Consider the following 8,951-nt stretch of genomic DNA (forward strand, 5'->3'; position numbering starts at 1 on the left):
GGTGGGGGCGAGGACGAAGGTCCTCGGCCCCACCGGGCGTCGATGCATCGTGGCGCAGGAGGACTGCGCCGACGACGTGGGTCAGGCGTTCGTCACCACGAGGGCGACGTTGTGGCCGCCGAACCCGAACGAGTTGTTGATCGCGGCGATGTCGCCTGCGGGCAGCTCGGCCGGGACGTCGCGCACCAGGGGGACCTGGAGCTCGGGGTCGGGCTGGGCGACGTTGATGGTCGGGGGAGCCAGGCGCTCGTGCACGGCCTTGACCGTGAAGATGGTCTCCAGGGCGCCCGCGCCGCCGAGCAGGTGCCCGGTCATCGACTTGGTGGCCGAGAGCAGGACGTGGTCCGCGTCGTCGCCCAGGACCGTGCGGATCGAGCGCGTCTCGGTGAGGTCGCCGACCTTGGTCGAGGTCGCGTGGGCGTTGACGTGCACGACGTCGCGCGCCTGCGCACCGGCCTCCCCGAGGGCACGGGTCATCGCGGCGACCTGCCCGCGACCCTCCGGGTCCGGGGAGGTGATGTGGTACGCGTCCGAGGACAGGCCCACGCCGCCGATGCGGGCGTACACGCGCGCACCGCGGGCCGCTGCGTGCTCGGCGCTCTCGAGGACCACGATGCCCGCGCCCTCGCCGATCACGAACCCGTCGCGGTCGACGTCGTAGGGCCGCGAGGCGCCCTGCGGGTCGTCGTTGCGCAGCGACAGGGTGCGCGAGGCCGCGAACGCGGCGATGGGCATGGGGTGGATCGTGGCCTCGGTGCCGCCGGCCACGACGATGTCCGCGCGACCGGCACGGATCATGTCGACGCCGTACCCGATGGCCTCGGCGCCCGAGGCGCAGGCCGAGACGAGCGCGTGCGCACCGGCACGGGCGCCGATCTCGAGCGAGACGTAGGCCACGGCCGAGTTCGGCATGAGCATGGGCACGGTCATGGGCAGCATGCGCCGCGCGCCGCGCTCCTTGAGCGTGTCCCAGCCGTCGAGCGTGGTCCAGATGCCGCCGATGCCCGACGAGACGACCGCGCCGAGGCGGTCGCCGTCGATCTCCGGGCTCCCGGCGTCGGCCCAGGCCTCGCGCGTCGCGATCATCGCGTACTGCGTGGACGGGTCCATGCGCTTGATCTCGGGTCGCGCGAGGACGTCCTCGGGCTTGACCTTGATCTGCGCGGCGAACGTGACGGGGATCTCGTAGCGCTCGGCCCAGTCGTTCTCGAGGGTGCGTGCGCCGGACTGCCCGGCGAGCGCCGCGGCCCAGGTGGAGGCCACGTCCCCGCCGAGCGGCGTGGTGGCACCGAGACCGGTGACGACGACTTCACGGACGGAGGTCATGGCAGCTCCAGGTGAGTGAGGGGGGAGGAAGGGGGCGGGCAGGCCGGCGGTCATCGACCGCCGGCCCGCACCGGCTGGGCCGCGAGGGCCCGGCGCCGATCAGCTGTCGAGCAGCTGGTCAGGCCTGTGCGCCCGTGATGAAGGACACTGCGTCGCCGACGGTCGAGAGGTTCTTGACCTCCTCGTCGGGGATGCGGACGCCGAACTTGTCCTCGGCGTGCGTCACGATCGTCATCATCGACAGCGAGTCGATGTCGAGGTCGTCCGTGAAGGACTTCTCGGCGAGGACGGCGTCCGTGGGGAGGCCGGTCTCTTCGCTGACGATCTCCGCGAGACCAGCGAGGACTTCCTGCTCGGTGTAAGCCATGGGTTTCTCCTTGTGATGGGTGCCGGGGCCGTCCGGCACCGGGAACCTGCAGTGGAACAGTGGAAAGGTCGTACGTGCCCGTCCCGTGCCCCGCGCGGACGCGGACCGGGGACAGACAGGATGATTCTCCCCTACGGGAGGACGATCACCTGCGCCGCGTAGACGAGGCCCGCGCCGAAGCCGATCTGCAGCGCGAGGTCGCCCGACGTCGCCAGGCCCTCGGACAGGAGCCGGTCGGTCGCGAGCGGGATCGAGGCGGCCGACGTGTTGCCGGTCTCCGCGATGTCGCGCGCGACGGCCACCGACTCCGGCAGGCCGAGCTGCTTGATCATCTGGTCGATGATGCGCATGTTGGCCTGGTGAGGGATGAACGCCTGGACGTCCTGCGCGGTGACGCCTGCGGCGGCGAGCGCCTTCTCGGCGACCGGGGCCATCTGGAAGGCGGCCCACTTGAAGACCGTCTGCCCGTCCTGGCGCAGCGTCGGCCAGCCGAGCTCGGGGTTCTCGCGCAGGTCCGACCATGCGTGCGTCTGCCGGATCGCCGGGGCCTTGCCGCCGTCCGACCCCCAGATCGTGGGGCCGATGCCGGGGGTGTCGGACGGGCCGACCACCGCGGCGCCCGCGCCGTCACCGAGCAGGAACGAGATGGTGCGGTCGGTCGGGTCGACGAAGTCGCTCATCTTCTCCGCGCCGACCACGAGCACGTGCTGCGCCGCGCCCGACCGCACCAGGGCGTCCGCCTGGGCGATCCCGTACGTGTACCCGGCGCAGGCCGCCGAGAGGTCGTACGCGGCCGCCGGGGTGGCGCCGAGCCGGTCCGCGAGCACCGCGGCGGCCGAGGGCGTCTGGTGGAAGTAGGTCGTGGTCGCGAACAGCACCGCGTCGACGTCGCCGCCGGTCAGGCCCGCCGCGGCGAGCGCCTTGCGCGCAGCGCCCTCCGCGAGGTCGACGACGTCGACGTCGGCACCCGCACGTCGGCGCGTGACGATGCCCGTGCGCTGGCGGATCCACTCGTCCGAGGAGTCGATCGGTCCCGCGAGGTCGTCGTTCGTGACGACGTTCTCGCCGCGGACCCCGCCGATGCCCAGGACGCGCGAGTACTCGGCGCCCGCAGCCTGGCGGATCGTCAGCGCGCTCACGCGGTGGCCCCGCCGACGACCGGCGTGCCGCCGGAGGCCGAGGAGCCGGCCGCGTCGCTGTGGCGCGCGATCAGGTCGCGAGCCTTGTCGATGTCGGCGGTCGACTTGACCGCGACCGTCTCGACTCCCGGGAGCGTGCGGCGCGCGAGGCCCGTCAGGACACCGCCCGGCGCGAGCTCGAGGATCGCGGTGACGCCGAGCGACGCGAGCGTCTCCTGGCAGAGGTCCCAGCGGACCGGGGCGGCGATCTGCGCGGTCAGTCGTGCCAGCACGTCCTGCTCGAGGCCGAACAAGCCACCGGACTCCGCACCCGAGACGCTCGCGTACGAGGCGCCGTCGGCGTTCGAGAGGAAGGGCAGGCGCGGGTCCGTGGCGTCCCAGCCTGCGGCGACCGGGGCGAACGCGTCGAGCGCGGACTGCATGAAGGGCGTGTGGAACGCGCCCGCGACCTGGAGCGGGATGACCCGGACCTTGACCGGCGGGTTGGCCCCGAGCGTCGTGATGCCCTCGAGCGAGCCCGCGGCCACGACCTGCCCGCCGCCGTTGACGTTCGCGGGCCACAGGCCCGCGGCCTCGATCGCGGCGAGGACCTCCTCGGCGTCGCCGCCCACGACCGCGGCCATGCCGGTGGGCGTCGCGGCGGCTGCCTCGGCCATGAAGCGGGCGCGGGCCGTCACGAGGCCCACCGCGGCGGCGTCCTCGAACACGCCCGCGACGGCTGCGGCCGCGAACTCGCCGACCGAGTGGCCCGCGGTCACGTCGACGACCTCGCACGTGTCGCGGCCGTCGAGGATCGCGCGCAGCGCGATCAGCGAGGCCGACACGATGAGCGGCTGGGCCACCGCGGTGTCGCGGATGGTGTCGGCGTCCGACTCGGTGCCGTGGGCACGCAGGTCGAGGCCGGACGCGGCGGAGAACGCGTCGAGCTGCGCGGGGACCCCGGGCAGCTCGAGCCAGGGGGCGAGCATTCCGGGGGACTGGGAGCCCTGTCCAGGGCACAAGACGGCTAGCACTCGTCAACTGTGCCAACCCGGCACGCCGCCGGGACGTCACGACCCGCACCAACCTTGTCCAGGCCGTTTGTGCCGAACCTACAAGAGGCGCGGGCTGGCGGCGTCGCCGACGGCGCCGTCCCGCGCCAGAGGTGCGCGGTTCAGCGCCCCGCTGGGTCGCCCGAGAGCTGGCCGAGCGCGAGCGCGATCTGCAGCACGAACGACTCGCGCGCGTCGAGCGGGTCCCAGCCCGTGATCTCGGCGACCTTGCGCAGGCGGTAGCGGACGGTGTTGGGGTGCACGTACAGGCTGCGCGAGGCGGCCTCGAGCGAGCGTCCGGTGCCCAGGTAGGCGGACAGCGTCTCGAGGATCGCGCCCGTGCTCTCGAGCAGGGGGCGGTACGCCTGGACCACCAGGGTGCGGCGGGCCGTGGTGTCGCCCGTCAGGACGCGTTCGGGCAGCAGGTCGTCGGCGAGCACGGGCCGCGGGGCCTGGGGCCAGGCGGGGGCCGCGGCCAGGCCCGCGAGCGCGGCCTGCGCCGAGCGCGCGGCGTCGTCGAGCGAGGGGACCGTGGGGCCGATCACCACGGGGCCCGGGCCGAAGCGGGGGAGCAGCGAGGCCGCCGCGGCCTGCAGGTCGCCCTCACCGCCCAGGACGAGGACCAGGCGGTCGCCGTGGATGCCCACGAGCGCGTCGCCCGCGGCACGGCGCGTCGCGCGCCGCAGCTCGGCCGTGCGCAGCTCGTCGAGCGGCGCGGTCGCGGTGCCCACCATGACCAGGACCGACCCGTGGCCGCCCCAGCCGAGCGCCGAGACGCGCGAGCGCAGCGAGTCGTCGCCGTCGCCGCGGATGAGCGCGTCGACGATGAGCGCCTCGAGGCGCGCGTCCCACGCGCCGCGCACCTCGGCGGCGCGCGCGTAGACCTCCGCGGCCGAGAACGCGACCTCGCGCGAGTAGCGCAGCACGGCCTCGCGCAGGTCACGCTCGCCGCCGGGGATCGCGAGCTGGTCGGAGTACGCCTCGACGACCTCGACCACGATCCGCACGAGCTGCAGCGTGTGCTGGAGCGAGATGGACCGGGTGAGCTCGGACGGGGCGGCCGCGAAGATCTCGCTCACGCCGTGCGGGGGAGAGGCCGGGTTGGCGTACCAGGTCACGAACGCCGTGATGCCCGACTGCGCGACCAGCCCCACGTACGAGCGGTCGTCGGCAGGCAGCGCGCGGTACCAGGGGAGGTCCTCGTCGAGTCGTCGGAGGGCGGCCGCGGCGAGCAGCCCGCTGCCGTCGCGAAGTCGCTGCAGGTTGTCGGAGTTCCCCGTGATCGGCACGCCCCGAGCATACGGCGTGGTTGTGGGGAGTCCACAAAACGGGGAACCATGACATGCGGTCCTCACGCGGCGAGGCGGACGGGAGCCGCTAGGGTCGATCCATGGCACTGATGCCCCGACTACGACAGCTCATGCGACGCCAGTCCTCGGCGTCGACCGTGGGTGCTCGTCGCCCCACCAGCGCCGACAGGCGAGGAGACACCGTGCACGAGGACGCGCTGCGCGCCATGCTCGTCGACGACCCCAACGACGAGCGGGCCTTCCAGGCGCTCGCCGAGATCGTCCGGCGGCGGGCGGCCGAGTCCCACGTGTCCGCGGACCCGCTCGCGGCCCCCGCGGACGAGAGCGAGAAGCAGCAGGCCGCGGACCTCGCGGTCTGGGCCCTCGCGGAGGAGCTCGCGGGGCACCCGCGCGGCTGGTACCCGCTCGTGGAGCTGGGCCGGCTCTCGCTCGAGGACGACCAGGAGGCGGCGCTGCGGCGGTTCGCGACCGCGGCCGAGCGCGACCCGTCGGGGCTCGCGCTCGCCGAGAGCATGCAGATCCTGCGCGAGGCGCACCTGCCGGTCGAGGCCCTGGGCCTGGGGGTGGGGCACTGGCGAGCGCGCGAGCACACGCCCGAGGCCGGGCGCCAGCTCGTCCTGGCCGCGATCGACGCGGACCGCATCTTCGAGGCCAAGCACCACCTCGAGGCCCTCGCGCTGTACCCGGACGCGGCGGTCGTCGCCCCGATCCGGCACGAGCTCACGCTCGCGATCGCGCACGCCGAGCAGCACCGCTCGGGCACCTAGGCCCGACGACGTCGCGTCGGCCGGGCCCCCTGCGCCCCCGGCGTGCGGCGCGCCCAGGCGTCTCCCACCTCCGGACGCACCGACGGCGCCGCCACCTCTCGCGAGATGAGCGGCGCCGTCGGGAACTGCGGTCCTGGTGCCGGTCAGACCGGCGCCGGGCGCGGGGCAGGAGCGATCAGGAGTCGCCGCCCGCGTTGCCGGACGTACCGGCCGTGACGTCCATCAGACGGTACTTCTCGATCGCCTGGGCCGAGGCCTCGGCCGGGACCTTGCCCTGCTTCGCGAGCTGCTGGAGCACGCGGACCACGACCGAGGGACCGTCGATCTTGAAGTGACGACGGGCCGCGGCGCGGGTGTCGGAGAAGCCGAAGCCGTCCGCACCGAGCACCGCGTAGTCGCCCGGGACCCACTGGCGCACCTGGTCGGGGACCAGGTGGTCGTAGTCGCTCGTCGCGACGAACGGGCCCTCGGCACCCTGCAGCTTGGCCGTCAGGTACGGCACGCGCGGGGTGGCGGCCGGGTTGAGGAACGCGTCCTGCTCGGCGGCCAGGCCGTCGCGGCGCAGCTCGTTCCAGCTCGTGACGCTCCAGACGTCCGCGGAGACGCCCCAGTCCTGCTCGAGGAGCTCCTGCGCCTCCAGGGCCCACGGCACGCCCACGCCCGAGGCGAGGATCTGCGCCTTGGGTCCCGACGCCTCGGAGACCTTGATGCGGTGGATGCCGCGCAGGATGCCCTCGACGTCGACGTCCTCCGGCTCGACCGGCTGCTGCATGGGCTCGTTGTAGACCGTCACGTAGTACATGACGTTCTGGTCGCGCCCGTCCGAGCCGTCGCCGTACATGCGCTCGATGCCGTCGCGCACGATGTGGCGGATCTCGTAGCCGTAGACCGGGTCGTACTGGACGATCGCCGAGTTGGTGCCGGCCAGCAGCGGCGAGTGACCGTCCGCGTGCTGGAGGCCCTCACCGGTGAGCGTCGTGCGCCCGGCCGTCGCGCCGATGATGAACCCGCGGGTCAGCTGGTCGCCGGCGGCCCAGAACTGGTCGCCCGTGCGCTGGAACCCGAACATCGAGTAGAAGATGTAGAACGGGATCATCACCTCGCCCTGCGTGGCGTACGAGGTGCCGACCGACTGGAACGCGGCCGCGGAACCGGCCTCGTTGATGCCGGTGTGCATGATCTGCCCGGCCTCGGACTCCTTGTAGCTCAGCATGAGCTCGCGGTCCACGGCGAGGTAGTTCTGGCCCTGCGTGTTGAAGATCTTCGCGGACGGGAAGATCGAGTCCAGACCGAAGGTCCGGGCCTCGTCCGGGATGATCGGCACGATGCGCTTGCCGATCTCCTTGTCCTTGATGAGGTCCTTGAGCAGACGGACGAACGCCATGGTGGAGGCGATCTCCTGGTTGCCCGAGCCCTTCTTGAGGATCTCGTACGTCTTGTCGCCCGGCAGCGTGACGGGGGCCGGCGCGGAGCGACGCTCCGGGACGTAGCCACCGAGCTGACGGCGACGCTCCTGCATGTACTGGATCTCCGGCGCGTCGGCACCCGGGTGGTAGTACGGGGGCTCGTACGGGTTGGCGTCGAGCTCCTCGTCCGTGATCGGGATGCGCAGCGAGTCGCGCAGCGTCTTGAGGTCCGCCAGGCCGACCTTCTTCATCTGGTGCGTCGAGTTGCGCCCCGCGAAGCCCGAGCCCAGGCCGTAGCCCTTGACCGTGTGGGCCAGGATGACCGTGGGCTGGCCCGTGTGGGCCGTGGCCGCCGCGTACGCCGCGTAGAGCTTGCGGTAGTCGTGGCCGCCACGCTTGAGGGCCCAGATGTCGTCGTCCGACATGTTCTCGACGAGCTGCTTGGTGCGCGGGTCGCGCCCGAAGAAGTGCTCGCGGATGAACGCGCCGCTCTCCGCACGGTAGGTCTGGTAGTCGCCGTCGGGCGTGACGTTCATCAGGTTGACGAGCGCACGGTCCTTGTCGGCGTTGAGCAGGGTGTCCCACTCGCGGCCCCAGATGACCTTGATGACGTTCCAGCCGGCGCCGCGGAACTGCGCCTCGAGCTCCTGGATGATCTTGCCGTTGCCGCGGACCGGGCCGTCGAGGCGCTGCAGGTTGCAGTTGACCACGAAGTTCAGGTTGTCCAGGCCCTGCTGCGCGGCGAGCTGCAGCATGCCGCGGCTCTCCGGCTCGTCCATCTCGCCGTCACCGAGGAACGCCCAGACGTTCTGCTGGCTCGTGTCCTTGATGCCGCGGTTGTGCAGGTAGCGGTTGGTCCAGGCCTGGTAGATGGCCGAGGCCGGGCCGAGGCCCATCGAGACCGTGGGGAACTCCCAGAAGTCCGGCATGAGGCGCGGGTGCGGGTAGGACGGCAGCCCGCCGCCCGCGTGCGACTTCTCCTGGCGGAACCCGTCGAGCTGGTCGGCCGAGAGGCGACCCTCGAGGAACGCGCGGGCGTAGACGCCGGGGCTCGCGTGACCCTGGAAGTAGACCTGGTCACCGCCGCCCGGGTGGTCCTTGCCGCGGAAGAAGTGGTTCAGGCCCACCTCGTACAGCGTCGCGACCGACGCGTAGGACGAGATGTGTCCACCGACCCCGATCCCGGGGCGCTGGGCGCGCGTGACCATGACGGCGGCGTTCCAGCGGTTCCAGCTGCGGTAACGACGCTCCATGGCCTCGTCGCCGGGGAAGTACGGCTCCTCGTGCACACCGATGGTGTTGACGTAGGGCGTGTTGATGGACGTGGGGATCGCGACGTTGCGCTCGCGTGCTCGCTTGAGCATGTTGAGCAGGACGTAGCGCGCGCGAGGGCCGCCACGGTCGTCGATCAGTCCGTCCAGGGACTCGACCCACTCGCTCGTCTCAGCGGGGTCGATGTCCGGTACTTGGCTGAGCAGACCGTTGATCAGCGGTCCTGTCTCGTCAAACGAAGCCACCAGCAACCTCATATCTCGTTCGGAGCGGTATTCGGATTGAATCACGGCGCGGTACACCGTGCCCGCTCTCCTCCAGCCACTCCTGCGT

7 protein-coding genes are annotated in these 8,951 nt (G+C 72.3%); 1 reads left to right on the forward strand and 6 read right to left on the reverse strand.

Features of this window, described 5'->3' with window-relative positions; translation table 11 throughout:
• Positions 1-81: 81 nt before the first annotated feature.
• The 5 genes from ASE27_RS13215 to ASE27_RS13235 all read right to left on the reverse strand — a co-directional run bounded on the left by ASE27_RS13215 (position 82) and on the right by ASE27_RS13235 (position 5,152).
• Positions 82-1,326: a beta-ketoacyl synthase gene (locus ASE27_RS13215; RefSeq protein WP_056651039.1), complete on the reverse strand. Its 1,245-nt coding sequence runs from the start codon at positions 1,324-1,326 to the stop codon at positions 82-84.
• A 118-nt stretch (positions 1,327-1,444) separates the two neighbouring features.
• Positions 1,445-1,693: an acyl carrier protein gene (locus ASE27_RS13220; RefSeq protein WP_056651042.1), complete on the reverse strand. Its 249-nt coding sequence runs from the start codon at positions 1,691-1,693 to the stop codon at positions 1,445-1,447.
• A gap of 131 nt (positions 1,694-1,824) precedes the next feature.
• Complete coding sequence (locus tag ASE27_RS13225) at positions 1,825-2,832, reverse strand: beta-ketoacyl-ACP synthase III (protein ID WP_056651045.1); 1,008 nt, start codon at positions 2,830-2,832, stop codon at positions 1,825-1,827.
• On the reverse strand, positions 2,829-3,845 hold the full coding sequence (locus tag ASE27_RS13230) for an ACP S-malonyltransferase (RefSeq protein WP_056651048.1): 1,017 nt from the start codon (positions 3,843-3,845) through the stop codon (positions 2,829-2,831). The genes ASE27_RS13225 and ASE27_RS13230 overlap by 4 nt, the downstream gene beginning before the upstream one ends.
• Before the next feature lie 140 nt (positions 3,846-3,985).
• Positions 3,986-5,152, reverse strand: a complete 1,167-nt coding sequence (locus tag ASE27_RS13235) for a CdaR family transcriptional regulator (protein ID WP_056651050.1) — start codon at positions 5,150-5,152, stop codon at positions 3,986-3,988.
• Positions 5,153-5,253: 101 nt separating this feature from the next.
• Between ASE27_RS13235 and ASE27_RS13240 the strand changes: the two genes are divergently transcribed.
• Positions 5,254-5,940 carry a hypothetical protein gene (locus ASE27_RS13240; RefSeq protein WP_056651053.1) on the forward strand — a complete coding sequence of 229 codons (687 nt, stop codon included), beginning with the start codon at positions 5,254-5,256 and terminating at the stop codon, positions 5,938-5,940.
• A gap of 175 nt (positions 5,941-6,115) precedes the next feature.
• On the opposite strand, the gene aceE is transcribed toward ASE27_RS13240, so the two are convergent.
• Positions 6,116-8,863 carry a pyruvate dehydrogenase (acetyl-transferring), homodimeric type gene (gene aceE / locus ASE27_RS13245; RefSeq protein WP_056651055.1) on the reverse strand — a complete coding sequence of 916 codons (2,748 nt, stop codon included), beginning with the start codon at positions 8,861-8,863 and terminating at the stop codon, positions 6,116-6,118.
• Positions 8,864-8,951 lie beyond the last annotated feature (88 nt).

Origin of the sequence: Oerskovia sp. Root918, from assembly GCF_001428945.1 — a bacterium.
In the GTDB taxonomy this organism is placed as follows: Bacteria; Actinomycetota; Actinomycetes; order Actinomycetales; family Cellulomonadaceae; genus Oerskovia; species Oerskovia enterophila.

Excerpts from the sequence above, each read along its gene's own strand:
- ASE27_RS13240 (WP_056651053.1), top strand. The coding sequence starts at position 5,254 with ATGGCACTGATGCCCCGACTACGACAGCTCATGCGACGCCAGTCCTCG.
- ASE27_RS13215 (WP_056651039.1), bottom strand. The coding sequence starts at position 1,326 with ATGACCTCCGTCCGTGAAGTCGTCGTCACCGGTCTCGGTGCCACCACG.
- ASE27_RS13220 (WP_056651042.1), bottom strand. The coding sequence starts at position 1,693 with ATGGCTTACACCGAGCAGGAAGTCCTCGCTGGTCTCGCGGAGATCGTC.